This is a genomic window from Leclercia adecarboxylata, from assembly GCF_023639785.1.
In the GTDB taxonomy this organism is placed as follows: Bacteria; Pseudomonadota; Gammaproteobacteria; order Enterobacterales; family Enterobacteriaceae; genus Enterobacter; species Enterobacter adecarboxylatus_D.
Genome location: NZ_CP098325.1, coordinates 1,086,633 through 1,112,301 on the forward strand (window position 1 = coordinate 1,086,633; position 25,669 = coordinate 1,112,301).

Consider the following 25,669-nt stretch of genomic DNA (forward strand, 5'->3'; position numbering starts at 1 on the left):
ATGGAATCTTCGATGTTAAAAATCTTCAACACACTGACGCGCCAAAAAGAGGAATTCAAACCTATTCATGCCGGGGAAGTCGGCATGTACGTGTGTGGTATTACCGTTTACGATCTCTGTCATATCGGCCATGGCCGCACCTTTGTCGCCTTCGATGTGGTTTCGCGCTACCTGCGTTTCCTCGGGTACAACCTTAAGTATGTACGCAATATCACCGATATCGACGACAAAATTATTAAGCGTGCTAACGAAAACGGGGAAAACTTCGTCGATTTGGTTGACCGCATGATCGGCGAAATGCACAGCGACTTCGACGCGCTGAATATCCTGCGTCCGGATCTGGAGCCGCGCGCAACGCACCATATTCCTGAGATCATTGAGATCACCGAACAGCTGATCGCCAAAGGCCACGCCTACGTGGCGGACAATGGCGACGTGATGTTCGACGTGCCGACCGACCCGCACTACGGCCAGCTCTCCCGCCAGGATCTGGATCAGCTCCAGGCCGGGGCGCGCGTGGACGTGGTTGACGTGAAGCGCAACCCGATGGACTTCGTGCTGTGGAAGATGTCCAAAGAGGGCGAGCCGAGCTGGCCATCGCCGTGGGGCGCGGGCCGTCCGGGGTGGCACATCGAATGTTCGGCCATGAACTGCAAACAGCTGGGCAACCACTTCGATATTCACGGCGGCGGTTCCGACCTGATGTTCCCGCACCATGAGAACGAAATCGCCCAGTCCACCTGCGCTCATGACGGCGAGTATGTGAACTACTGGATGCACTCCGGGATGGTGATGATCGACCGCGAGAAGATGTCCAAATCGCTGGGCAACTTCTTCACCGTGCGTGACGTGCTGAAGTATTACGATGCCGAAACCATCCGCTACTTCCTGATGTCCGGCCACTATCGCAGCCAGCTGAACTACAGCGAAGAGAACCTCAAACAGGCGCGCTCTGCCCTGGAGCGTCTGTACACCGCGCTGCGCGGCACCGACAGCTCCGTGCCAGCGGCGGGCGGCGAGGCGTTTGAGGCCCGCTTCATCGAGGCGATGAACGACGACTTCAACACCCCGGAAGCCTACTCTGTGCTGTTCGATATGGCCCGTGAAGTGAACCGCCTGAAGGGCGAAGATGCACAGGCCGCGAACGCGCTGGCTTCCCATATGCGCAAACTCTCTGGCGTGCTGGGCCTGCTGGAGCAGGAGCCAGAGGTGTTCCTGCAGAGCGGTGCGCAGGCGGATGACGGCGAAGTCGCGGAGATTGAAGCGTTAATCAAAGCGCGTCTGGAAGCGCGTCAGGCGAAAGACTGGGCCGCGGCCGATGCGGCGCGTAACCGTCTGACCGAGATGGGTATCATTCTGGAAGATGGCCCGCAGGGGACGACCTGGCGCCGTAAGTAAGTTTGTAACGCCCGGCGGCGCTTCGCTTGCCGGGCCTACAAGCCGGTTTTCTCCCTCTCCCTGTGGGAGAGGGGCGGGGTGAGGGCATCAGCGCGCACGCTTTCTCCACCACAATATCCCCATTACAATCACCCCCGGCAGCCACACCCACAGCAGCTCCGAAATAATCACCTGATGCCCGTACGGCGTGGTATAGCGTGAGAGGGCAAAGGGCGCGACCTTAATCACCTGCCACGGCGCGAAGAAGCGTTCATCCGACCACGGCCACAGCCAGCCGACCCCTTTTCCGCCCGTCGTCACCGAATCCAGCAGGCTGTGTGACAGCAGCGACACAGTTAAAAACAGCCAGCAGCGCATGAGCCCCGCCCGGAACCATCGTCGTCCTGCTAACACGCAGAGTAGCGGCACCACAAAAGCAAACAGCAGCGAGTGGGTAAACCCGCGATGACCAAAAATATTGCCGTAGGCGACGCCAAACCTGAATGACAGCACGTCGGCATCCGGCAGCATGGCGAGCACGATCCCGGCAAACAGCAGGCGAGGGGGGATGACCCGGCTGCCCAGCCCCAGACCTAAGCAGATCGGTACGGCGGCGTGGGTAATGATGGTTGGCATAGTGATAATCCATGGCAAATCATGGAAATATAGCAGAGCGCCGCGGATCGCAGGGCCGGGCGGAAATCTGAATTATGCCGATTCCCGCGCAACGAGCTGCCCGGAGAGGGTAATACGCTGGGTTTGCAGCTCAGGCTCTTTCAGCTGGCGGATCATCAGCCCCGCCGCCTGACGCCCGGTCTCTTCGCTGGCGGAGGAGACATAGGTAAACGACGGCGAGGTGAGATTAACGTGCAGCATATCCTCAAACCCCACCAGTGCCACCTGCTGGGTAAGAAAGACATCTTTCCCCACGGTGCGCCCGACATGGTGTATACCGGCGATAGAGCCAATCATCGCATCCGGAGAGTGGCAGAGCAGGGCGGTGATGGTGTTGTTTTTCTCCAGCAATTGCCGGGTCGCGAAGCTCACCGCCTGGGTATCGTCGCTGCAGGCGGGGGCGGATTCGTCGCGGAACACCAGCCCGTTTTGCGTCATCGCGCTGCGAAAACCCAGCAGGCGCTGCTCGCGGATCAGATCCCCCTCTCTGCCGCCAATATAGGCGATATTGCGATGGCCGCGCTCAATCAGATAGCGGGTGGCCAGATGCGCCGCCTGGCGGTTATCGCGCATCACCAGATTGCAGGTTTCGTTAAGCAGCGACTGCGACACCGCAACCAGCGGCAGCGGGCACTGGCGGATCAGCGCTGGCAGGGCGGCATGACGCGTATCGGACGCCAGGTAGATCACCCCGGCGACGCCCTGCTGTTTGAAAGAGAGCAGACAGCGTTCGAGGTGTTCGCCGTCGTTCAGCGGCTGGCCGAGAAAGACCATATAGCCCTGCTTCTCCAGCTCCTGGACGATACTGGCCATCACTTTTATGGAAAAGCTGTCGCTGAAATCGCGCAGGATCAGGCCGATCAGATTGGAGGTGTTGGCGCGAAGATTGGCGGCGGCCACGTTATGCACGTAGCCCAGGGCGGTGATGGCGGCGTGGACTTTTTCAATCGTCGCCTCTGAGATCTTTCCTTTCTGACGCAGCACCAGCGAGACGGTAGAAACCGAAACCCCTGCCTCTCTGGCGACATCTATGATGCTGACCTTCTTCACATCTTCTCCCTGAAATGCCTGATAAGACAACGCCTCCCGTAAGAGTACAGGAGACGTGTCGGTCAGGCAGCTTATTATTTACCGATCATGGTCGACATCGTCTGGGCGATAAACTGCGCCCGGGCGCCAAAGATAACCTGGATACCGGCGTCGCCCACAAAGACCACGCCGCGTGCGCCGAGGCCGTTCAGACCGTCCTTGTCCACCCTGTCGCTATTCGCCACTTCCAGACGCAGACGGGTGATGCAGGAGCCCACAGAGTGGATGTTCTGCGCTCCGCCCAGCAGGCCGATGATCTCGGTGGCGATTTCGCTGTCGGTTTTATCATTCGCGTTGGCCGTCACCTCGGTGCGGCCCGGCGTTTTCACGTCGAAACGACGGATCACGAAGCGGAAGGTGAAGTAGTAGATCAGCGCCATCGGAATACCGATGATAATGGCGTTGAGGAAGTTGGTCTGGTAGCCGTTAAACGACGGCAGGATCCCGAACGACAGGTAGTCGATAAAGCCTGCGGAGAACGATTTGGCGATATGCGCATGCAGCAGGTACATGGTCATGTAGGCCAGGCCCGCCATAATGGCGTTAAAGACATACAGGATGGGCGCCACAAAGATAAAGGTGAACTCGACCGGCTCGGTGATCCCCGTCAGGAAGCAGGTCAGGGCCGCAGAGAACAGGATACCGGCGGCAATCTTTTTGTTTTTGGTATGCGCTTCGTGGTACATCGCCAGACAGGCCGCAGGCAGCGCGAACAGCATCAGCGGGAATTCACCCTGCATGAACTTACCGGCGTTCTGGTAGGTGTCGCTGCTGAAGGATTTGACCCCTTCTTCCAGCATCTTGAACCAGATAGTCTGGTCGCCGTGGATCACCTGGCCCGCCTGGGTGGTGTAATCCCCGAACGAGTACCAGAAAGAGGGATACCAGATGTGGTGCAGACCCAGCGGGATCAGCGCGCGTTCCACCAGACCGAAGATAAAGGTCGAGGCGGCCTGGTTATCGCCGTTCACAATCACCGACAGCGCGTCGATACCGGCCTGGATATGCTGCCAGACGTAGGGCAGCAGCAGTCCCATCACAAACGACAGGAACGCCGTGGCAATCGCCACAAAACGCTTCCCGGAGAAGAAGCCGAGGAACTCCGGCAGCTGCATGGTGTGGAAACGGTTATAGCACCACGCGGCGAGGATCCCACACAGCAGGCCGCCAAAGACGCCCATCTGCAGCGTTGGAATGCCCACTACCATCGCATATTTACCGCCCTGGGAGGCCATCTCCGGCGTGATGCCGAGGACGGTGCCGATGGTAATGTTAGTGACAAACACCGCCACCGCCGCCGACAGCGCCGCGATACCCGATTCAGACGCCAGACCGACGGCAGAGCCGATGGCGAACAGCATCGGCAGGTTATCAAAAATAACGCCGCCCGCGTTCATCATCAGCGGCAGATGGAATTTATCGCCGAAAGCCAACAGCAGGCCCGCAGCGGGAAGCAGCGAGATTGGCAGCATTAATGCGCGACCAATCATCGACAGTTTTGACAGCGATTTAACAAACCCTGATATCAGACTCATGCTGATTTCCCCCGAGTGCGCTCTGTGAGCGCTGTTATAGTGAGTAGAACGTTTTAGTAGAACGTTCTACTTATCGTGAGGAAAGCCTGAAAATCGCGCAACTTAATTTTCACCTTTCAACAGATGAAATAGTGATTATTTGAAGTTGATCGATAATTAACCGTGATGGGAATGGGGATTTTTTATCCCCTCTCCCAGGGGGAGAGGGTTAGGGTGAGGGCATCAGACCGCTCAGGCCGTTACGGTAACGCTCTGACCTTCAAAGCTCACGGTCTGCCCGGCCACGATTTTGCAGCGCTTCCGGGTTTCTACTACGCCATCAACTTTCACTAAACCGTCGGCAATAACGATCTTCGCCTGGGCGCCGCTTTCGCTCCAGCCTTCGAGCTTGAGCAGATCGCACAGCTCAACGTGCGGGTGTTTACCTAATGAAAATGTTGCCATCTTACGCTTCCTCTACGTCGTGATACTCAACGCATGCCTGCAAAGTATTCTGAATCAGTGTTGCTACCGTCATCGGGCCTACGCCGCCCGGAACCGGAGTGATATAAGCGGCGCGGGCGGCGGCATCTTCATACACCACGTCGCCGACCACTTTGCCGCTCTCCAGACGGTTAATTCCCACGTCCACGACAATCGCGCCTTCTTTGATCCACTCGCCAGGGATAAAGCCCGGCTTACCGACCGCCACGATCAGCAGGTCGGCATTTTCGACGTGCTGGCGCAGGTTTTTGGTAAAGCGGTGGGTGACGGTGGTGGTGCAGCCTGCCAGCAGCAGCTCCATGCTCATCGGGCGACCGACGATATTGGAGGCGCCAATAACCACGGCGTTCAGGCCGTAGGTGTCAATGTTATAACGCTCGAGCAGGGTGACGATGCCGCGCGGCGTGCAGGGACGCAGGCGAGGCGCACGCTGGCACAAACGGCCAACGTTATACGGGTGGAAACCGTCCACGTCTTTGTCTGGCGCGATACGCTCCAGCACCTTCACGTTGTCGATGCCCGCAGGCAGCGGCAGTTGAACCAGAATGCCATCAATTTCTTTGTCGGCGTTCAGGGTATCAATCAGCTCAAGCAGTTCTGCTTCTGAGGTGGTTTCCGGCAGATCGTAAGAGCGAGAAAGGAAACCTACCTCTTCGCATGCTTTACGTTTGCTGCCGACATAAATTTGTGAAGCCGGGTTGCTGCCGACCAGCACAACGGCAAGCCCGGGGGCGCGTTTTCCAGCGGCCAGACGCGCTGCCACTTTTTCCGCAACCTCAGAGCGCACCTGCTGCGCAATCGTTTTACCGTCAATAATCTTTGCTGCCATCAGAGAGAAGATTCCGTCTGTAAGGAGTGAAAGGGGGGATGTGCATATTTTGTCAGAAGCGAGCGCTGCTGTCAGTCACACTTTGCGAGATTTCACCCCGCGACGGCCTCATACCCGCAATAACCCCTCTTTTGTAATGGGTAATTTCTTAGGCTTTTTTAGGATGCAACCCGGCTAACTGACAGTGTTTTGACATATTAAGCGATTAAATCCTGCGCTACTTTAGCCCTTGCGAAATAACCCATCAATCATGCCATTGATCGTATTTCTTAATTTCCTTTTGTCATCGGGAAAGGCTTTTTACATTTAAAGGAATAGATATGAACTTAAGTAAAATCGCGACTACTGTTGTTGCTACTCTGGCGCTGGTTTCAGGCGCCGCATATGCCGAAGATCCTGCACCAGCGGTTTCCGTTAATGGCGGTACCGTCCATTTTAAAGGGGAATTAGTCAATGCTGCCTGTGCAGTAAATACTGAATCCGCCGATCAGATTGTTAATCTGGGCCAGTATCGTACGGCGAAATTCAGCAATGTGGGTGACACCACCACAAATGTTCCGTTCACCATTCAGTTGAACGACTGCGATCCTTCCGTGGCGAAAACGGCATCCGTTGCCTTTTCCGGCCAGCTCGATGGCAGCGACAACACCCTGCTGGCGGTCTCTTCCGGCAGCAACGATAGCGCCGCTCAGGGTGTAGGCATCGAAATCCTCGACAGCAAATCCACCACGCTTGTTCCGGACGGTGCCAGCTTCTCTGCTGCGCAGACGCTGATCGAAGGCACCAACACCCTGAAATTTGCTGCACGCTATAAAGCGACCGCCACGACCACCAAACCCGGGCAGGCAAACGCCGACGCGACCTTCGTCATGAAGTACGAATAACGACGAGCCAGGTCTCAAGGATGAGACCCTTTACCGGTGTAGTGAGGGCGAAGGATGAAACGTACAAGGATCCTGTTTGTGCTGTGGTGTATGGGCGCATCTCCGGCGATAGCCCACAGCGTGGTGGTGGATGGCGGGAAAGTGCACATCAAAGGCGAACTGGTCAACGGCGGCTGCGCCGTGGCGCCCGACAGCCAGAGCCTGCGTGTGGATATGGGACAGTATCGGACCAATTCCTTTGACGGTATCGGCAGTTTTTCGACGGTAAGCGTGCCCTTTACCCTACGCCTGGTGGACTGCAGCGTGGATGTCTCGCGCACGGTAGGGGTGATGTTTCAGGGCGCTACACCCGCCGCCGATCCGCAGGTCTTCATGGCGTCCTCCCGGCCTGGCGAAAGCCCGGTGAGCAGTGGCGTTGGGCTGGCACTCTTTGACCCGCAGCAGAACCTGATTGTCCCCAATGCCCCGGCGAAAACCTGGTTACCTCTCACCACGCGTGAACTGGCTTTTCATTTTAGCGCCCGCTACCGGGTCATTTCTGAACATTTAGTACCAGGCAATATTCAGACGGATGTCTGGTTTACGTTGGTTTATCCCTGACGGCAAACACACCTGCGAATAGATAATTTAAGGTAAAGTCGTGATGAGCATTTTCTTTAAATCCGTGCCGATCGTTTCTTTTATTTTTCTGCTGTTCTCGGGCGTTGCATCTGCCTCGGGAGGAATTGCCCTCGGTGCCACCCGGGTTATATATCCCGCCGATGCAAAGCAGACTTCGCTGGCGATTGCCAATAGCAATAAACAAGAACGCTATTTAATTAATGCGTGGATTGAAAACGACCGCGGACAAAAGGAAAAAAACTTTGTCGTCACGCCGCCGCTATTTGTCAGCGAGCCGGGCAGTGAGAACACCTTACGCATTATTTACGCCGGACCACAGCTGCCTGCCGATCGCGAATCGATCTTCTATATGAACGTGAAGGCGATCCCGTCGGTGAGTAAATCCAGCCAGGAAGGCAAAAACGTCCTGCAACTGGCGATCCTGTCGCGCATCAAGCTTTTCGTGCGGCCAACTAAACTGGCGATGCCGCCGGAAGAGGCGCTGTCGCATCTGCGCTTTGAGCGCGTGGGCAACCACCTGAAGGTGAGCAATGCCTCGCCCTATTACGTCACGCTGGTGAATATTCAGCTCGGCGGAAAGAAGCTGGAGAACCTGATGATTGCGCCAAAAAATCACGCGCAACAGGCGATCCCGGCCGGGGCCAGCGGCACGCTCTCCTGGCAGAGCGTTAACGACTACGGCGCGGTTACGCCAGCGCGCAGTGCCAGCCTGTGAGCGGCGCCAGAATCATGACCAGACCACAGTGGCGTTACTGCCCGGTTGCAATAGCGCTGATGACCACGCTTTGGTCGCGGCTGGGCCTCAGTGAGAGCTACTTCAACCCGGCCTTTTTATCGGATGGCGCGGCGAGCGTCGCGGATCTGTCGCGCTTTGAACAGGGTCACCAGCAGGCGCCTGGCGTTTACCGTGTCGACGTCTGGCGTAATGACGAATTTATCGGCACCCTGGATGTGCCTTTTGAGATGGCGAAAGAGGACGTGGCGCCACCTGCCGGTGGGCTGACACCCTGTATCACCCGCGCGATGCTCGAGCGCATGGGCGTCAATCTTCCGGCCTTTCCGGCGCTGACAACTCTGGCGGCAGGGCAGTGCGCCCCGCTGAAAACGGCCATTCCGGGCAGTGAGATAGCCTTTAATTTTGCCTCGCTACACCTGAACATCAGCCTGCCCCAGATGGCGATGCAAAACAGCGCGCGTGGATACATTCCGCCGGACCAGTGGGATGAAGGCATTCCGGCGGCGCTGCTGAACTACAGCTTCAGCGGCAACCGGGGAAGTGACGACGACAGCTACTATCTGAACCTGCAAAGCGGGCTGAACTACGGAGCATGGCGGCTGCGCAACAACGGCACCTGGCGTTATACCAGCAGCAACGGCAGACGACACAGCGAATGGCAAAATATCGGCACCTGGCTGCAGCGCACGGTCGTCCCGCTGAAAAGCGAGCTGGTGATGGGCGACAGCAACACCGGAAACGATGTGTTCAACAGCGTGGGGTTTCGCGGTGGGCGGCTGTACTCCTCAGACAATATGTATCCCGACAGCATGCAGGGCTATGCGCCCACAGTGCGCGGCATCGCGCGCACGCCTGCCAAAGTGGTGATCCGCCAGAACGGCTATGTGATCTATCAACAGTACGTGCAGGCCGGCGGCTTTGCCATCACCGACCTCAACCCGACGTCATCCAGCGGTGACCTTGACGTCACGGTGGAAGAGAAAGATGGCAGCCAGCAGCGCTACGTCGTGCCGTACTCCACGGTTCCACTCCTGCAACGTGAAGGTCGGCTGAAATATGACCTGGTCGCCGGGGATTACCGCAGCGGTAACAGCGAGCAGGATACCCCCTTCTTTACCCAGGGAACCCTGATTGCCGGTCTGAAGAATGGCTACACGCTTTACGGCGGTACCCAGCTCGCCTCGCGCTATACGGCGCTGGCGCTGGGGGCCGGTAAAAATCTAGGCGAATGGGGCGCGGTTTCGCTCGATCTCACCCATGCCCGCAGTCAGCTGGCAGACGACAGCCGCCACGAAGGGCAATCCCTGCGTTTTCTGTACGCCAAATCCCTGAACCGCTTTGGCACCAACTTCCAGCTGCTGGGTTATCGCTACTCGACAAAAGGGTTTTACACCCTTGATGACGTGGCGTGGCGGAAGATGGAAGGTTACCAGTACAGCGATGACGACAGCGACAATGACGGCTTGCCGGACGTGCAGAGTTACCACAACCTGACGTGGAATAAAAAAGGGCGCCTGCAGGTCAATATTTCCCAGCAGTTGGGAGATTACGGCTCACTTTATCTTACCGGCAGCCAGCAAACCTACTGGGGAACCAGCGACGCCAGCACCTGGTATCAACTCGGCTATGCCGGCGGTTACAAGGGGGTGAGCTACTCCGTCTCCTGGTCGTGGAACCAGGCTGTGGGGATCAGCGGCACGGACAAAATCGCCTCCTTCAACGTGTCGGTGCCGTTCAGCCTCTTTAGCGGCCATGCCTATCGCCGCGACAACGCCTTTGACCGCGCCTATGCGACGGCCGCGGCTAATCGCAGTAGCGAAGGTGACAGTAGCTGGCAAACCGGCGTGAGCGGCACGCTGCTGGAGGACCGCAACCTGAGCTACAGCGTGACCCAGGGCCACAGCAACAGCGGCAGCAGCGGCAGCGCCAGTGCTAACTGGCAGGCGACCTACGGTACGCTGGGTGCCGGATACAACTACTCCGGCAGTCAACACGATCTCAACTGGCAGCTGTCGGGAGGCGTAGTGGGGCATGAGAATGGCGTCACCTTAAGCCAGCCGCTGGGCGATACCAACGTGCTGATTAAAGCGCCGGGTGCCTCCGGCGTCAGCATTGAAAACCAGACCGGCGTGAAAACAGACTGGCGCGGATACGCGGTGATGCCGTACGCCACGGTGTATCGCTACAACCGTGTTGCGCTGAATACCAACACCATGAGCAATAACACCGACGTTGAGAATAACGTCAGCAGCGTGGTGCCCACCAAAGGTGCGCTGGTTCGCGCCAGCTTTGATACCCGCATCGGCGTGCGCGCCTTGCTGACGGCGATGCACGCCAACCAGCCGGTACCTTTTGGCGCCGTGGTGCGCGAGGTTAACATTGGCGTCACCAGCATGGTGGGAGATGACGGGCAGATATACCTGAGCGGCCTGCCGCTGACGGGCGAGCTGTTGATCCAATGGGGCAACGGCAAAAATGCGCAGTGCCGCGCGCCGTACAGGCTGCCTGAAACAAGCCTGCAACAGGCGATCACGCTTAAGGAGATCCGCTGTGATTAATACCCGAGGTCTGGTAGTGCCCCTGCTGGCATTACTGCCCATCACACAGGCGCTGGCCACCGTATGTGCCAATGAAAATGGGGTGCCGACGGATATCTTTTACAATCTGACGGACACCTTTAACAGCGCCAACAACCACGTCGGGGAAATCGTCACCCTCAGCGATAAATCCCAGTGGGTGGGCGTCAATGCGATCTGTCCCAAAGGAACAACCGGGGACACCACGAAACGTAGCTATGTCACTGATTTTCCCATAACAGCGACCATTGATGACTACAAGTATCTGCGCCTGAATGATTATCTCGACGGCGCGATGAAAATCACCGACAGCCATGCCGGGGTCTTTTATCCCCCGGAGAACTATATCCAGATGGGCAGGCACCAGAATGTACCAAAGAACGAGCCCTTCCCGGTTAACGATTCTAATCTGGTATTCCGGCTGAAAGTGACAAAGCGGTTTATCAATATGGTGCCGATCCCACGTTCAACTATGTTCCGCGTCTACGTCACCACCACCTCGGCCGATCCGCTGATTACGCCGGTATATACCATCTCCTACAGCGGCACTATTCAGGTGCCTCAGAGCTGTGCAATCAACGCCGGGCAGATGGTGGAGTTCGATTTTGGCAATATTGGCGCCTCGCTGTTTAGCAAGGCCGGGGCTGGTAACCGGCCTGAAGGGGTCACAGCGCAGAGTAAAACCCTCGCCATCCGCTGTACCAACGTAGAGGCCAACGCCTACCTGACGATGCGTATTGAGGCAGAAAAAGCCTCCGGCAATGCGATGGTATCCGATAATCCGGACGTGGGGTTCGTGGTGGCGAACGCTTCCGGCACGCCGCTCACGCCCAATAATATCGGTAGCCTGATCCCGTTCAGGCTTGATGATGACGGCTCAGCGCAAATGGGGATTATGGCATGGCCGGTCAGTATCACCGGCAATAAACCCGCGGAAGGGCGCTTCACCTCGCGCGGCTATTTGCGCGTGGACTATCAATAGGGGGCTAAATGCGTATAAAAATCGCGGTGGCGCTGGCCACCGTCGCGCTGTGGCAGCCACTCAGTCGGGCGGATACGCCTCTCGGGCAAATTAACATTCAGCTCTACGTCAACATTGTTGATTACACCTGCGTGGCAGAAAGCAGCGACAGTAACAAAACGGTCGCGCTGGGCACCTGGCCGACCAAACAGCTCAGTACGACCGGCAGCCGGACACAGGCGATGCCTTTTACCCTGAAGCTGACGGGCTGCCCGCCGGGGTCGGCCTCGATCACCTTTACTGGCAACGCGGATGCAAAGGATAATCAACTGCTGGCCCTGAACGATGCCAGCCAGGCCAGTAATGTGGCGGTAGAAATCCTCGATGGGGATAAAACGCGCCTGCCGCTTCGGCAGGCCAGTCGCGAAGTCAGAGTGGATGCTGAAGGCAATGCGGAGCTGGCTTTTTATGCCAACTATATTGCGACGGCGAATAATCCCCAGCCCGGGCGGGCCGATGCCGATGCCACCTTTATGATTAATTATTATTAAGCCAAAGTGTGCTCCCTGAAACGTCAATGTGTGACAGGGAGTATTTTCAGTTAAAGCAGCTCATGATCTTTGGCATAATCAATGAGCTCAACGATCGTTTGCACCCCTAATTTCGTATAGATATTTGACTTGTGGGCGCTAATGGTTTTATTACTCAGCAATAACTGTCCGGCAATTTCTTTGTTCGATAAGCCATTTGCCAGATAACGCAGAACCGTTAACTCACGGTTCGACAGAGGCATATCCACCATCGCCCCTTTTCGCATCGTTAAATGGCTTATGGAACTCAGGGTGTCGGACGGAAAAAAAGAATACCCACCCAGCAACATCTCGACGGCATTATAGATATCACGCAGATCCTTTCGCTTACTGACAAAACCATTCGCACCGGCGCGCATTGCCCGCCCGGCATACAGAGATTCTGATTTCGATGACAGAAACAGTACTTTGATTTTATTATTTAATTGTTTGATTCTTTTGAGTAAAGAGAATCCATCCATGCCCGGGAGTTCGATATCCAGGATCACCATGTCCACCGGGTGGTTACGGATGTAATCGAGTGCTTCATGGGCGTCTCCCGATTTTAGTACGATCTGAATATTTTTATTTGTCTGTAGCAGGACTTCTATCGACATTCTGACGATAGGGTGTTCGTCCATAATGATTACGGATACCGGTTTCATTTTTATGCCTCAAATTGTTTAAACACTAATAAGGCGGAAGGATAATTCTTTTGATCCCTTAGGAGATAATTCCTGGAAAGAGCGAAAGCATCCTTGTTTACGTTATATCGAAAATATTGCCGCAGCGCGCAGGCTGGATAAGGTATTTCTGGCAATTGAATAAGTTTATCTTATTCACTACGGGAAAAATCCTATTATACCCTCTAACTGTTCTGCGAAAAGTCAGGAAATTATCCTTGCGCCCTGTCTCAATATGATGTTCTGGAGAGTTTAAGCGAATATTTTAAAAATGGTCAAAACATCCATTAATTTTCATTTGTATAAGTTATCCTGTGTTTGTAATCATAAAAAATAACACAACTTTCTGAATGTTAAGTTTATGTGATAATTAATGTCAGGATTTATCCCGTCTTCATACCCCGCTATTGACCGGTAAAAGCCTGTATTAACTGCATGATTCCTTCATTTGAAACCCTCAGGGGCGGCTGAGTATTTCCTTAATTCGGGATAGCAGGATCCGCTGTACGCTTTACAGCAGCGGTTCGCGTGAGGTGTCCGGGTGACTTGTTTTTTACATCATTATCAAAATATTAACTAAAAACCCCAATGCGTAACGACTGGATATAAATGCTGCAATTGGCTCTTTAACCAGTATTTCAGGTTACTGGAAAGTGAAAATTAGGAATAGTTGCGGTTGTTCCAGGATTGTTAAATTAGTGCATAAAATTAACAATAATGGTAAGTATTTTCCTGGAACCTATTAGGAATTAAGGCATTAACGCGCCATGCGTTATTCGTTACAGAGGCGATTTAACAGATGCAGCAGCGCCTGACGGTGAGCTAATCCGAGTTTGTTGACGATACGCCCCACGCGATAGACGATACGGCTGTAAGGACGTTCCTGCAGCCGCGCGATGGTGCGTAATGACTCCCCGGCCATCAAAAGGCGCAGAATGGCCCACTCGTCGCGCGAAAGCCACTCGCTGCCAGGGGCAAGGGGAGGCGGATCGTGGGTCAGTACCTGCTGAAGCAGTGTGGCCGGGGACTGGCGTTCAATGACGGTAAACGGCCCGGCCGCTTTGCAAAAGAGCCGTTGATCGTAGTCATCGGCACGCACCAGCATATTGACCGGTGTGTAAGGGGGATAGAGCCGCAGTCTGCGCAGGCTGTCGAGCGTTTCCGTCAGGGGCTGCGTCCGGCACGCCATATCAACCACCAGCCTGGCCGAAGGCCACTGCTGTAGGGCGCTCATCGCGGGCGGCAGGGTGTTGAAATCTTTACAGCAGTTCAAAGGGAAAGGGCTGGCCTGTATTCCGGTACGCAGAAAATGATCGTCCGTGACCAGTACTATCCACGGCGTGTCCGTTTTACGGCTCTGACTGATGGACTGGCTCAGGTAAATAAGACGGTCAAAAAAGGGGGCATTAAAATGAGTTTGCGCAAAGCCTAAAGAATCACTTCCTGTCCGACGCCGCCGGTAGCGGCGTACACTGATGCGCATATCATCCCTCTGCTGTTGAATTCCGGCTTAAAGCACCGGGCTACCCTGGAGTAGTGTGCGTGCAAACAGCAGGCGAAAATAGCAGGCGCAGCTTAATTTTGCCTAAGGCATTTCGCAGTAAAATACGGCAATAAACGTTGAAAAAACAGGCATCTTCGCCGGAAGTTAACCGACAACGGGCGATAAGAGGGGGGATTGCGCCAAAAGGCATTGACTCACCTGCCATTGACCGTATAATTTCACGCGCTTCACCACTGCGAAGTCTCTTCTTCTCCGTGCGCCCTTAGCTCAGTTGGATAGAGCAACGGCCTTCTAAGCCGTAGGTCAAAGGTTCGAATCCTTTAGGGCGTGCCATTCAAGCTTTGTTTTCTTCCCCTGACTTTTCACTTTTATTGATTCTGCGTCCAATACCTTTCGTCCCATTCTGCGATATAGTAGGGGCATTCTCGTCTCCTTCTGACAGGTAATACCGGCAATGGCTCTGATCCCAAAAAACTACGCGCGGCTGGAAAGCGGCTACCGTGAAAAAGCCCTTAAAATTTATCCATGGGTCTGCGGACGCTGCTCGCGGGAGTTTGTTTATTCAAACCTGCGCGAACTGACGGTCCACCATATCGATCATGACCATACCAACAACCCGGAAGATGGCAGTAACTGGGAGCTGTTGTGTCTGTTCTGTCATGACCACGAACACTCGAAGTACACCGAAGCCGACATCTACGGAACAACCGTGGTGGCGGGTGAAGATGCGCAAAAGGATGTGGGTGAAGCCACCTATAACCCCTTTGCCGATCTGAAATCGATGTTAAATAAGAAGAAATAAACCAGGCCGGACTGATAACGGGTAAGTATGTTGAGGGAATGATGTCCGGTATTGCGCATTACTACGTACAGCAGCAGAGCATGAACACGCAGCAAGTGGCGACGCTATCGGCTCAGGTCTCATCTTCCGGGGCGTCCCGGACCAGCGTTCCGGCCTCTTTTCAGCAAATGTCCAACGCCTCGCAACCCATCGTTACGCAGCCAGCGATCCCGACGCTGCACGCTGCCGATACCCGTCAGACCGCCGTCGCCGCGACGCCCGCCTCGTTTGGCCAGCTGGATCAGTACGCCCGTATGCAGGGCTGGAGCGAAAATCAACTCGCGCTGATGAACCGCCTGTCGCAGATTAAAAATGGCCGCTCCGGCCCGTCGTGGATGGCGCCAGCGGGCCGCGTTCGCGGTATTCGCAATAATAACCCGGGTAATCTCGAAGCCAGCTGGGCCTTCAGCTGGCAGGGGCAGAACGGCACTGACGGCCGTTTTGCCACCTTCGCCACGCCCGAACAAGGCATACGCGCCCTTGGCGTCAACCTGCTCTCCTACCAGCGACGTGGCCTGGATACCATCAGCAAAATTATCTCTCGCTGGGCGCCCCCGCAGGATAACAACGATACCACCGCCTATATTCAGAACGTCAGCCAGGCCCTCGGCGTCTCGCCAACGACCCGTCTCGATGTCACCTCCCCGGACGTTTTGCGCGCATTGAGCAAGGCAATCATCCGCCAGGAAAACGGGAACGTGCCTTTCACCGATGAGGTCATCAACAGCGGCGTCTTTTCCGCGCTGGGTATGGCGGAGCTCTCCGCCACGCAGCCCGCAGTCCTGAAAAGTGCCCCGGTCGATGAGGCTCCCTCTCCGTTTGTATTACAGGCCCGCAAAGATTAGCCCCCCCTCAACGCACCTTTAGCCGACGCGCGCTTTTAACGTTGTTTCGCCTGTTTACACTTGATTACAGATGGATAATGCGTATAGTTCTCATTCTCTTTAGTGTTTGTGGGCGCGTAAGGACTTCCCGCAGCAGCAGTGAATGCATTTTCACAAGGAACACTGAGCGTAACCGGGAGACGCTGCACTGGCCTGACGGCCTGACACCACAAACCTAATCGCAAAACATAAGCGACGCAGGCGTCCTCCTCACATTTTGCACGGTAAAGGATGTTCCTGATGACCAAAAAATTATCCGCCCTGGCGCTGCTTGTGGCCGTCTCACTCAGCGGCTGCGCCGCACAGCACACCGCCACAACTGCGCCTGCCGCTGAAGCCCCAAAACCTGCTGCCCCTGCCCAGACCAACGTCGTTAAACGCGATCTGGCTGACGGTCTGTACGAAATGGCCCTTAGCCCGAAAGGGGATGCGCTGTACGTTGCCAGTTCGGAAGGTTTTAAGGATGTGCAGGGTGGGGTGATCTATAAGCTCGACCCGGCGACCCTCAACACTACCGGTCGCAGCCATACCGATCTGAAAAACTTCGCCCTCGCGATCGCCCCGGATGGCAAAACCCTCTATGCCACCAACTCGCTGGACGGCGGCATCAGCGCCATCAGCACTGAAGACGGCAAAATCAAAAAACGCCTGCTGTTTACCGAGCGCAACAAAGAGGGCTACCCGTACGGCGCGCGTCAGGTGCTGCTACATAACGACGTCCTGTACATCGGCGGCGTGGCCGATCCGGCGGTGATCTGGGTGGTGGATGCCAACACCCTGACGCTGAAAAAAACCATCAAAAACGCGGGGCAGTGGGTCACCGGCCTGATGTGGTCTGAACAAACCCAGCGTATCTACGTTGCCAACGGCGGCGGTGAAATTCTGATCGTTGACCCACGCAGTAACCGCATCGAAAAACGCTGGAAGCCGCTCGGGGATAAACCGGCGCTGCTGCTGAACCTGGCGGAAGATCCTGCCACCGGTCGCCTGTTCGTCACCGACAATTCGAAAGCCAAAACCACGCTGGTGCTGGATATTCACACCGGCAAGCTCATTAAGCAGCTTGATGTGGGCGACTCGCTGGCGGTGAAATTTAACGCCAGACGCAACGAGCTGTACATCACCCAGCGTGAAAGCGGCAAGCTGCTGAGCCTCGATGCCACCACCTATGCGGTGAAGCAGAGCTGGGATCTGCCGCCGAATCCGAACAGCCTCCTGCTGTCGGCGGATGGTCAGACGCTGTACGTCACCGTGAAACAGGCGTTCAACAAAGATCACTCCACCAACGGGCCGGACAGCGTTGTCCGTATTGCCCTGAAATAGACGTTTTTCATAACAGTTAAGGCCCGGCAACGGGCCATTTTGCGCGCACTTTGAACGAGTTAATGATGAACAACACCAGAAAAATGAACAAAACGCTGCTGGCGCTCGCCATCGGCGCTATCGCTCATTCCGCCGTTGCGGCAGAGAGCAAAAAAGAAGAGACCATCGTGGTGCAGTCCGCTGCCAGCGACTTTAAACCCGGTGGCGACCAGCTGGTGCCCGCCTTCCTTGACGGACAGGTGGCGAACGGCGGGCGCATGGGGATGCTCGGTCAGCAAAATGCGATGGACGTGCCGTTTAACATCATCAGCTACACCTCCAAACTGGTGGAAGATCAGCAGGCCCGCACCATTGCTGACGTGGTCGCTAACGATGCGGGCGTGCAGTCCGTGCAGGGCTACGGCAACAGCGCGGAGAGCTATCGCATTCGCGGCCTGAAGTTCGACGGGGATGACATGACCTTCGGCGGACTCTCCGGCGTGCTGCCGCGTCAGGTGGTGGATGCCCAGATGGTGGATCGCATCGAGATCTTCAAAGGGGCTAACTCCCTGATGAACGGCGCGGCCAGCTCCGGCGTGGGCGGGATGATCAACCTTGAGCCGAAACATGCCGGCGCCACGCCGCAGGCGAAAGTGGGCGTGGACTACACCTCCGATTCGCAGATTGGCACCACCCTGGACGCCGGTCGTCGCTTTGGCGATAACGACCAGTTTGGCGCCCGCGTCAACGTGGTTCACCGTGAAGGTGAAGCCCCGGTAGCCAACGACCGCCGCCGCACCACGTTACTCTCTACCGGCCTGGACTATGCGGGGGACAATTTCCGCAGCTCCCTGGACCTGGGCTATCAGAAGAAAACCTTCCACGGCTCAGAAACCGGGGTCAATATCTCCGGCGTTGATTTCGTGCCGGAGCCGCCGAAAAACGATCGCAACTACTCCCAGAAATGGGCCTACAGCAATATCGAAAACGAATTCGGCATGTGGCGCAGCGAGTACGACATCACCGACAGCTGGACCGCCTATACCGGGCTGGGTGCCCAGCACGCCCATGAAGAGGGGCTCTACAGCGGGGCGAAGCTGGTGGACAAAAGCGGCAAAGCCACCGCGACCCGCCTGGATACCAACCGCATCAGCGACAGCGTGAGCGGCATGGCGGGCATTCGCGGTAACTTTGAGACCGGCTTCGTGACGCACAAGGTGAACGTCGGTTATTCGGCGATGACCAAAAACGAAAAAATCGCCTGGAAGATGTCGGCTGCGAAGGATAACCCGGTCACCAACATCTATCACAACACTGGCGTGGACGCGCCATCAAGCACCAACTTCAATGGCTCGGGCGGTAACTACAGCGATCCGCTCACCAGCGGCCGCACCCGCACCCAGGGCTGGCTGCTGAGCGACACCCTCGGCGTGCTGGATGATACCCTGCTGTTTACCGTCGGCGCCCGCCATCAGAAGGTGGTGATCCGCGGCTACAACAAAATCACCGGTGTGGAAAACGAGGCTGACAGCTTCGACGGCGACCGCTGGATGCCGACCTATGGCGTGGTCTACAAGCCGTGGGACACGGTCTCCCTGTACGCTAACCACACCGAGGCGCTGCAGCCGGGTAAAACCGCGCCAAATACTGCGATCAACTACGGTCAGAGCACCGGGATCGTCCACTCGAAGCAGAACGAAGTGGGCGTGAAGGCTGATTTCGGTCGCGTTGGCGGCTCGCTGGCGCTGTTTGAGATCAAAATGCCGTCTGCCATTCTCGACAGTCAGACCAAATACTACGGTCTGGACGCCGAGCAGCGTAACCGCGGCGTGGAGCTGAACGTCTTTGGCGAGCCGGTGCTGGGTCTGCGTCTGAATGCCAGCGCCACCTGGCTGCAGGCGGAGCTGACCAAAACCAACAACGGCGTCAACCAGGGCAACGACGCCATTGGCGTACCCAATTTCTACGCCGTGCTGGGGGCAGAGTATGACATCAAACCTGTCGAGGGTCTGACCGCCACCGCCCGCGTAAACCACTCCGGCTCGCAGTATGCGGATCTCGCCAACAGCAAGAAGCTGGACAGCTACACCACCCTGGATCTGGGCATGCGTTACCGCTTCGCGGTGAACAATAACCAGAACCAGATGACCGTTCGCGCCGGGATCGAAAACATTACCGACGAGAACTACTGGGCCAGCGTGGACGACAGCGGTACCTACCTGTTCCAGGGTGAGGCGCGTACCTTTAAGGTCTCGGTTGGCTACGAGTTCTGAGTTCGACCCTTGTTATCGGGGCAGGGATGCCCCCTTCCGACTGTTATAAAAATGTAATCAATTGTTCTTATAGTGTTCCCACTTTGTCATTTCTTAGCCTAAAGAAAGGAAGCCAACGTGGGTAAACCTCTTAAGTCCGTATTCAAAAAAGAACATCGCGACGATGTCAGCAATACCAGCGCTAACCCGGTATTTTCCAGCGTGCTCTCCCGTCGCCGTTTTCTGCAGATGGGTGCCGTTGCCGGTGCTGCCGCCTCTTTCCCGTTCCTGCTTAAGTCTGAAAACGCCCTGGCTGCGGTTTCCCGGCCTTCAGCCCTGAGCAAAGCGGTCGCGCTCGGCTTTACCAGCATTCCGGTGTCGACCGATGATACGGTCAGGGTGCCCGAGGGCTACGTGGCGCGTCCTTTCTACCGCTGGGGCGATGCCACCGGTATTAAGGGGGCTATGCCGGCATTCAAATTTGACGCCAGCAACACCCCCGACGAGCAGGCGGCGCAGGCGGGCATGCACCACGACGGCATGGCGTGGTTTAGCCTGCCGCAAGGAGAGGAGAACCCCGGCCACGGCCTGCTGGCGATGAACCATGAGTACATCGACAACGGTATGCTCTTTACCGACGGCACCGCCAACTGGAGCCTGGATAAGGCGCGCAAAGGACAGAACGCCATGGGCGTGTCGGTTATCGAGGTGAAAAAGCGCGGCAGCGACTGGGAAGTGGTGCGTCCTTCCGGCTTCGCCCGCCGCATTACGGTCAACACCCCCATGCAGCTCACCGGCCCGGCGCGCCAGCAGGACTTAATGAAAACCGCCGCCGATCCGCAGGGCGAGCGGGTGCTCGGCACCATGCAAAACTGCGCCAACGGCCACACGCCGTGGGGCACCTACCTGACCTGCGAAGAGAACTGGTCGGATATTTTCGTCAAGAAAGGCGAACGTAACGTGCTGGAGAAGCGCTACGGCATCAGCGACAGCGATGAGTCCTACCGCTGGAGCGAAGTGGACGACAGGTTCAGCGTCGATAAAACCCCTAACGAGCCGAACCGCTTTGGCTGGGTCGTCGAGATCGATCCCTACAACCCGGACTCCACGCCGCGCAAACACACCGCGCTGGGGCGTTTCAAGCATGAAGGTGCCGCCGTCACCCTGGCCGCCGATAAGCGTGTGGTCACCTACATGGGCGATGACCAGAAGTTTGAGTACATCTACAAATTTGTCTCCGACAATAAATACCATCCGGCGGATCGCGACGCCAACATGCAGCTCCTGACCGCCGGCACGCTCTACGTCGCCAGATTCAACGACGACGGCTCCGGCGAGTGGCTGCCGCTGGTCTTCGGCCAGAACGGCCTGGACAAGAGCAAAGGCTTCGAAAGTCAGGGCGACCTGCTGATTAAAACCCGCCTGGCGGCCGATGCGGTGGGGGCCACCAAAATGGACAGGCCGGAGTGGATTGCGGTCGATCCCCATGCCAGCGGCAGCGTTTACTGCACCCTGACCAACAACAGCGATCGCGGCAAAGAGGGCAAAGCGCCGGTGGACGCGGCCAACCCGCGGGCCAATAACGCCTTCGGCCACATCATGCACTGGCACGAAGAGGGCGAAGATCCGGCGGCATTACGCTTCAAATGGGACATACTGGTGCTGGCCGGGCGTACGGACACCGCGGATGAAAAGGCGAAGGGCAGCATGAAGGGGGCCGGGTTTGGCAGCCCGGACGGCCTGTCGTTCGACCATCAGGGCGTGCTCTGGATCCAGACCGACGTCTCTTCCAGCACCATTAACAAGAAAGCCTACGAGGGAATGGGCAACAACCAGATGGTGGCGACCATTCCGGGCACTAACGAATATCGCCGCTTCCTGACGGGCCCGCGCGGCTGCGAAATTACCGGTATCGCTTTCACCCCGGACAACCGCACGCTGTTTATCAATATTCAGCATCCGGGCGAGGGCGGGGACGACATTACCGACCCGGCAAACCCGCGCGCCGTCTCCAACTGGCCGGACAATAACCCGAACGGACGCCCCCGCGCCTCGACGGTGGTCATCACCAAAGCGGACGGCGGCATTATCGGGTCGTGATCCTCTTCCGCCGGGCAGCATCCGTTGCCCGGCGTTTAACTTGCTCCCGTCTGTCTGAAGTGTTAAAAGGTGCCCCTTCCATAAAAAGTGACAGGGCCAGGCCGTGAGAAACGCCTCATCCGCTTCAGATAAAAGTGTTGCTGAAGCCGCGTCGGAACAGACACCGACGCTCCACCGTGGTTTACAGAACCGCCATATTCAACTTATCGCCCTCGGCGGCGCAATTGGTACCGGGCTGTTCCTCGGTATCGGGCCTGCCATTCAGATGGCCGGCCCTGCCGTGCTGCTGGGTTATGCCATTGCGGGCATGATCGCGTTTTTGATCATGCGCCAGCTCGGTGAGATGGTGGTGGAAGAGCCGGTGTCAGGCTCCTTCGCCCACTTTGCTTACAAATACTGGGGCCCCTTTGCCGGGTTCCTCTCCGGCTGGAACTACTGGGTAATGTTTGTGCTGGTGGGGATGGCGGAGCTGACTGCCGCAGGCATCTACATGCAGTACTGGCTGCCGGACGTACCCACCTGGGTCTGGGCGGCGGTCTTCTTTATCATCATCAACGCCGTTAACCTGGTGAACGTGCGCCTGTACGGTGAGACGGAGTTCTGGTTTGCCCTGATCAAGGTGCTGGCGATCATCGGCATGATCGGCTTTGGCCTGTGGATGCTCTTCACCGGCCACGGCGGCGAGCGGGCGACCATCGACAACCTGTGGCAGCACGGCGGCTTCCTTGCCACCGGCTGGAAAGGGCTGGTGCTCTCCCTGGCGGTGATCATGTTCTCCTTTGGTGGGCTGGAGCTTATCGGCATTACCGCCGCCGAAGCGCAGGATCCGCATAAGAGCATCCCGAAAGCGGTCAACCAGGTGGTGTACCGTATTCTGCTGTTCTATATCGGCTCGCTGGTGGTTCTGCTGGCGCTCTACCCGTGGGTGGAGGTGAAGTCCGACAGCAGCCCGTTTGTGATGATTTTCCACGATCTGAACAGCAACCTGGTGGCGTCGGCGCTGAACTTTGTGATTCTGGTGGCTTCGCTGTCGGTCTATAACAGCGGCGTCTACTCCAACAGCCGGATGCTGTTTGGCCTCTCCGTGCAGGGCAACGCACCGAAGTTCTTAACCCGCGTCAGCCGTCGCGGCGTGCCGGTGAACTCGCTGCTGCTCTCCGGGGGCATTACCTCGCTGGTGGTGCTGATCAACTACCTGCTGCCGCACGAAGCCTTTGGCCTGCTGATGGCGCTGGTGGTGGCAACCTTGCTGCTGAACTGGATCATGATCTGCCTGGCGCACCTGCGTTTTCGCGCAGCGATGCGCCGCAAAGGGCGCGAGACGCAGTTCAAAGCGCTGCTCTACCCGGCGGGTAACTACCTCTGTATCGCTTTTCTGGCGATGATCCTGGTGCTGATGTGCACCATGGACGGCATGCGCACCTCGGCAATCCTGCTTCCGGTGTGGATTGTGTTCCTGTTTGCGGCGTTTAAGCTGTCGCGCAAAAAGTAGTGCGTTTTTTGCCCGGCGGCGCTGCGCTTGCCGGGCCTACAAAACCCGTAGGCCGGGTAAGCGCAGCGCCACCCGGCATAAATGCGAGCACAATGCCGCACATTGTTCAAAAATGAAACGCGACCCGCTTTCCTGTTGGGAGGATCACATCAATGCTTACTTCACCGCCTAAAGCCGTGACATAGCGCTTAAGGGTGGAGAGGCGCGGATCGTTATCCGTTTGCTCAATCTTCGCAATGGTAGGCTGTTTAACCCCCATCGCGGCGGCAAGCTCCGTTTGCGAAATGTTGAGCTCTTCGCGAAGTTGGTTCAGCGCGACAATAATACGCAGTTCCTCAACCTTTGCGACTATCCGCTCCTGACTTTCTTCACTCTGCCGGGCCATGAGTTCTTTTAACGTTGCCATTTGGCCTCCTGATTTGCCAGATATTTGCTGAATTCAGCGTCAGCTATGGCGATCATCTGTTTATAGAAACGCTTTTCAGCGGTTCCTGTCTTGTTGCCTGCGCATAAAATAATGGCTTTGCGCCCGGGATCAAACGCAAAAAAAGCGCGAACCGGATCCCCTGCATGCTGAATACGTAGTTCTTTCATGTTGGTAAATTGCGAGCCCTTAAGGGTATCGACAAAGGGGCGCCCAAGTTGTGGACCATATTCTGAAAGAATGTGCAGTGCTGCCAGTATGTCTTCCTTGAGGGCTTGTTTCTGATTATGAAACCATTCGTCAAACTTATCCGTTGTTTCGACTTCCCACATAATTATGTCCTTATAGCCTTTTGGCTATAAAATAATATAGCCAAAAGGCTATAACTGCAACCAACCCCGGCGGCGCTGCGCTTGCCGGGCCTACGATGTTGTAGGCCGGGTAAGGCGAAGCCGCCACCCGGCACCCCCTTCGCACCCAACTTCACCTTTATCGTGACTCCCCTCCCACTTCTTAATCGATCCACAGGATCTTTGTTTTGTAATCGATTACTTTTCATTTTACAGGTTTTGTAATCGATTACTTTTTGAGGGTGAGGCTTATCATGGTGTCGACAACTGAAAGTAGTGGAAAGGTAGCAGGGCAGTACCGGATGCTGGTCCCGCGTCTGTCGCTGATGATGTTTCTGCAGTTCTTTATCTGGGGTAGCTGGTCGGTCACCCTTGGTCTGGTGATGACCCAGCACAATATGTCCTTGCTGATTGGCGATGCGTTCTCCGCCGGGCCGATCGCCTCAATTTTATCGCCGTTTGTTCTCGGCATGCTGGTGGACCGCTTCTTTGCTTCGCAAAAAGTGATGGCGGTGATGCACTTGGCCGGGGCGGCGATCCTCTGGTTCGTGCCGGGCGCACTGATTGCTGAAAACGGCGCGCTGCTGATCGGCCTGCTGTTTGGCTACACCCTCTGCTACATGCCGACCCTGGCGCTGACCAACAATATCGCCTTCCACAGCCTGGCGAACGTCGACAAAACCTTCCCGGTGGTCCGCGTGTTCGGCACCATCGGCTGGATTGTGGCGGGGATCTTTATCGGCGTCACCGGCGTCGCCGCAAGCGTGACCATCTTCCAGGTGGCGGCGGCCAGTTCCGTCCTGCTGGCGCTTTATAGCCTGACGCTGCCCCACACGCCAGCCCCCGCCAAAGGCATGCCGGTGAAGATGCGCGATCTCTTCTGCGCCGACGCTTTTGCCCTGCTGAAAACCCGCCACTTCTTTATCTTCTGCCTGTGCGCGATGCTGATCTCCGTCCCGCTGGGCACCTACTACGCTTACACCGCCTCTTACCTGGCGGATGCCGGGATCGCGGATGTCAGTACCGCCATGTCCTTCGGCCAGATGTCTGAAATCTTCTTCATGCTGGTGATCCCGCTGCTGTTCCGCCGTCTGGGCGTGAAGTACATGCTGCTGATCGGCATGCTGGCGTGGTTTGTCCGATACGCGATGTTTGCCCTCGGCGTGAGCGAAGAGGGACGCATTCTGCTCTATCTCGGCATCCTGCTGCACGGCGTGTGCTATGACTTCTTCTTTGTGGTGGGCTTTATCTATACCGACCGCGTGGCGGGCGAAAAGGTCAAAGGCCAGGCGCAGAGCATGATCGTCATGTTCACCTACGGCATCGGCATGCTGCTGGGTTCACAGATTTCCGGCGCGCTGTACAACCGCCTGGTGGCGGGGCAGACCGTACCTCAGGCCTGGGTTACCTTCTGGTGGATCCCGGCGGTGGCGGCTGCGGTCATCGCGCTCGTTTTCCTTGTCTCGTTCAAATATGACGACGACAAGGCGTAATTACTGGAG

Annotated in this window: 23 protein-coding genes and 1 tRNA gene; 15 read left to right on the forward strand and 9 right to left on the reverse strand. The window is 56.6% G+C overall.

Features of this window, described 5'->3' with window-relative positions:
* Positions 1-12: 12 nt before the first annotated feature.
* Positions 13-1,398, forward strand: coding sequence for a cysteine--tRNA ligase (gene cysS, locus NB069_RS05070; RefSeq protein WP_250588117.1), 1,386 nt, complete (start codon positions 13-15; stop codon positions 1,396-1,398).
* Between the two features lie 87 nt (positions 1,399-1,485).
* Here the strand turns inward: cysS and NB069_RS05075 are convergent, their stop codons facing one another.
* The 5 genes from NB069_RS05075 to folD form a co-directional block, all read right to left on the reverse strand.
* Positions 1,486-2,013, reverse strand: coding sequence for a metal-dependent hydrolase (locus tag NB069_RS05075; protein ID WP_250588119.1), 528 nt, complete (start codon positions 2,011-2,013; stop codon positions 1,486-1,488).
* Positions 2,014-2,085: 72 nt separating this feature from the next.
* Positions 2,086-3,102: a Mal regulon transcriptional regulator MalI gene (gene malI / locus NB069_RS05080; RefSeq protein ID WP_250588121.1), complete on the reverse strand. Its 1,017-nt coding sequence runs from the start codon at positions 3,100-3,102 to the stop codon at positions 2,086-2,088.
* Between the two features lie 74 nt (positions 3,103-3,176).
* On the reverse strand, positions 3,177-4,676 hold the full coding sequence (locus NB069_RS05085) for a PTS transporter subunit EIIC (protein WP_250588123.1): 1,500 nt from the start codon (positions 4,674-4,676) through the stop codon (positions 3,177-3,179).
* 231 nt (positions 4,677-4,907) lie between these two features.
* Positions 4,908-5,120: a ribosome-associated protein YbcJ gene (ybcJ, locus tag NB069_RS05090; RefSeq protein WP_023334767.1), complete on the reverse strand. Its 213-nt coding sequence runs from the start codon at positions 5,118-5,120 to the stop codon at positions 4,908-4,910.
* A gap of 1 nt (position 5,121) precedes the next feature.
* Positions 5,122-5,988, reverse strand: a complete 867-nt coding sequence (gene folD, locus NB069_RS05095) for a bifunctional methylenetetrahydrofolate dehydrogenase/methenyltetrahydrofolate cyclohydrolase FolD (protein WP_250588124.1) — start codon at positions 5,986-5,988, stop codon at positions 5,122-5,124.
* Between the two features lie 320 nt (positions 5,989-6,308).
* On the opposite strand from folD, the gene fimA reads away from it, so the two are divergent.
* Genes fimA through sfmF form a run of 6 tightly spaced genes read left to right on the forward strand, consistent with a single transcriptional unit; the run spans position 6,309 to position 12,317 of the window.
* The gene (gene fimA, locus NB069_RS05100; protein ID WP_250588135.1) at positions 6,309-6,872 is read left to right on the forward strand and encodes a type 1 fimbrial major subunit FimA; all 564 of its coding nucleotides are present in this window, start codon (positions 6,309-6,311) and stop codon (positions 6,870-6,872) included.
* A gap of 54 nt (positions 6,873-6,926) precedes the next feature.
* Positions 6,927-7,472 (forward strand): type 1 fimbrial protein subunit FimI, encoded by a 546-nt coding sequence (gene fimI, locus NB069_RS05105; protein WP_250588142.1) that lies wholly within the window; start codon positions 6,927-6,929, stop codon positions 7,470-7,472.
* 43 nt (positions 7,473-7,515) lie between these two features.
* Complete coding sequence (fimC, locus tag NB069_RS05110) at positions 7,516-8,208, forward strand: type 1 fimbria chaperone FimC (protein WP_250588144.1); 693 nt, start codon at positions 7,516-7,518, stop codon at positions 8,206-8,208.
* A gap of 14 nt (positions 8,209-8,222) precedes the next feature.
* Positions 8,223-10,787 (forward strand): fimbrial biogenesis usher protein, encoded by a 2,565-nt coding sequence (locus tag NB069_RS05115; protein WP_250588146.1) that lies wholly within the window; start codon positions 8,223-8,225, stop codon positions 10,785-10,787.
* Positions 10,780-11,787, forward strand: a complete 1,008-nt coding sequence (gene fimH / locus NB069_RS05120) for a type 1 fimbria D-mannose specific adhesin FimH (protein WP_250588148.1) — start codon at positions 10,780-10,782, stop codon at positions 11,785-11,787. The genes NB069_RS05115 and fimH overlap by 8 nt, the downstream gene beginning before the upstream one ends.
* An 8-nt stretch (positions 11,788-11,795) precedes the next feature.
* A complete protein-coding gene (sfmF, locus tag NB069_RS05125) occupies positions 11,796-12,317 on the forward strand; it encodes a fimbria assembly protein (RefSeq protein WP_250588150.1) in 522 nt (173 codons plus the stop codon).
* 50 nt (positions 12,318-12,367) lie between these two features.
* Here the strand turns inward: sfmF and fimZ are convergent, their stop codons facing one another.
* Together fimZ and NB069_RS05135 are read right to left on the reverse strand one after the other, a co-directional pair.
* Positions 12,368-13,000, reverse strand: coding sequence for a fimbria biosynthesis transcriptional regulator FimZ (fimZ, locus tag NB069_RS05130; RefSeq protein WP_250588152.1), 633 nt, complete (start codon positions 12,998-13,000; stop codon positions 12,368-12,370).
* 790 nt (positions 13,001-13,790) lie between these two features.
* The gene (locus NB069_RS05135; protein WP_250588154.1) at positions 13,791-14,501 is read right to left on the reverse strand and encodes a LuxR family transcriptional regulator; all 711 of its coding nucleotides are present in this window, start codon (positions 14,499-14,501) and stop codon (positions 13,791-13,793) included.
* A 277-nt stretch (positions 14,502-14,778) separates the two neighbouring features.
* Here NB069_RS05135 and NB069_RS05140 point away from each other — a divergent pair.
* The 7 genes from NB069_RS05140 to pheP all read left to right on the forward strand — a co-directional run bounded on the left by NB069_RS05140 (position 14,779) and on the right by pheP (position 23,393).
* Positions 14,779-14,855: transfer RNA gene (locus tag NB069_RS05140), tRNA-Arg, on the forward strand.
* Between the two features lie 121 nt (positions 14,856-14,976).
* Complete coding sequence (gene yajD / locus NB069_RS05145) at positions 14,977-15,324, forward strand: HNH nuclease YajD (RefSeq protein ID WP_039032575.1); 348 nt, start codon at positions 14,977-14,979, stop codon at positions 15,322-15,324.
* A gap of 80 nt (positions 15,325-15,404) precedes the next feature.
* Positions 15,405-16,208, forward strand: a complete 804-nt coding sequence (locus tag NB069_RS05150) for a hypothetical protein (RefSeq protein ID WP_250588156.1) — start codon at positions 15,405-15,407, stop codon at positions 16,206-16,208.
* Positions 16,209-16,487: 279 nt separating this feature from the next.
* On the forward strand, positions 16,488-17,570 hold the full coding sequence (locus NB069_RS05155; RefSeq protein ID WP_250588158.1) for a YncE family protein: 1,083 nt from the start codon (positions 16,488-16,490) through the stop codon (positions 17,568-17,570).
* 65 nt (positions 17,571-17,635) lie between these two features.
* The gene (locus tag NB069_RS05160; protein ID WP_250588164.1) at positions 17,636-19,822 is read left to right on the forward strand and encodes a TonB-dependent receptor; all 2,187 of its coding nucleotides are present in this window, start codon (positions 17,636-17,638) and stop codon (positions 19,820-19,822) included.
* 117 nt (positions 19,823-19,939) lie between these two features.
* On the forward strand, positions 19,940-21,901 hold the full coding sequence (locus tag NB069_RS05165; RefSeq protein ID WP_250588166.1) for a PhoX family protein: 1,962 nt from the start codon (positions 19,940-19,942) through the stop codon (positions 21,899-21,901).
* A gap of 103 nt (positions 21,902-22,004) precedes the next feature.
* Positions 22,005-23,393 carry a phenylalanine transporter gene (gene pheP / locus NB069_RS05170; protein WP_250588168.1) on the forward strand — a complete coding sequence of 463 codons (1,389 nt, stop codon included), beginning with the start codon at positions 22,005-22,007 and terminating at the stop codon, positions 23,391-23,393.
* 106 nt (positions 23,394-23,499) lie between these two features.
* Here pheP and NB069_RS05175 read toward each other — a convergent pair whose 3' ends face one another.
* Positions 23,500-23,799: a helix-turn-helix domain-containing protein gene (locus NB069_RS05175; RefSeq protein WP_250588170.1), complete on the reverse strand. Its 300-nt coding sequence runs from the start codon at positions 23,797-23,799 to the stop codon at positions 23,500-23,502.
* The gene (locus NB069_RS05180; RefSeq protein ID WP_250588171.1) at positions 23,787-24,149 is read right to left on the reverse strand and encodes a type II toxin-antitoxin system RelE/ParE family toxin; all 363 of its coding nucleotides are present in this window, start codon (positions 24,147-24,149) and stop codon (positions 23,787-23,789) included. The genes NB069_RS05175 and NB069_RS05180 overlap by 13 nt, the downstream gene beginning before the upstream one ends.
* A gap of 272 nt (positions 24,150-24,421) precedes the next feature.
* Between NB069_RS05180 and NB069_RS05185 the strand changes: the two genes are divergently transcribed.
* On the forward strand, positions 24,422-25,660 hold the full coding sequence (locus NB069_RS05185; RefSeq protein WP_250588179.1) for an MFS transporter: 1,239 nt from the start codon (positions 24,422-24,424) through the stop codon (positions 25,658-25,660).
* The last annotated feature ends 9 nt before the right edge of the window (positions 25,661-25,669 follow it).